The 316-nt window shown below is 51.9% G+C and carries 1 protein-coding gene; it reads right to left on the reverse strand.

Going from position 1 to position 316, the window contains the following annotated elements; translation table 11 throughout:
• Positions 1-316: type VI immunity family protein (locus tag ABR397_RS23685; protein ID WP_350307832.1), on the reverse strand; the 316-nt coding region annotated here is incomplete at both ends.

A 316-nucleotide genomic window follows, 5' to 3' on the forward strand; every position in this document is an offset into this window, starting at 1 on the left:
CCCATAAAAATGCAGAGAATGACCTTCACGGGGGATCACCCGTATCGGACGTATCAGTTGGTTAATGGCAAAATAACTCTCCGGGACACTGCCCGGCAGCGGGGTCAGATCCGGGTATTGACCCGCCCGTATCATCAGACCATTGGGGTAAGAACTAATCACTACATCCGGGTAGCGCGCCAGTGTTTTGCGTATCCAGACTTCACCGCCCAGGCGTCCTACAAAACGTTTGGATAGCAAGGTGATCCAGTTAATGCCACGGATGGAATGACCATACTGTAATTTGGCTGTATGCACTGCGGAGTTCACTTGCAGG

Origin of the sequence: Photorhabdus viridis (assembly GCF_040256935.1) — a bacterium.
In the GTDB taxonomy this organism is placed as follows: Bacteria; Pseudomonadota; Gammaproteobacteria; order Enterobacterales; family Enterobacteriaceae; genus Photorhabdus; species Photorhabdus viridis.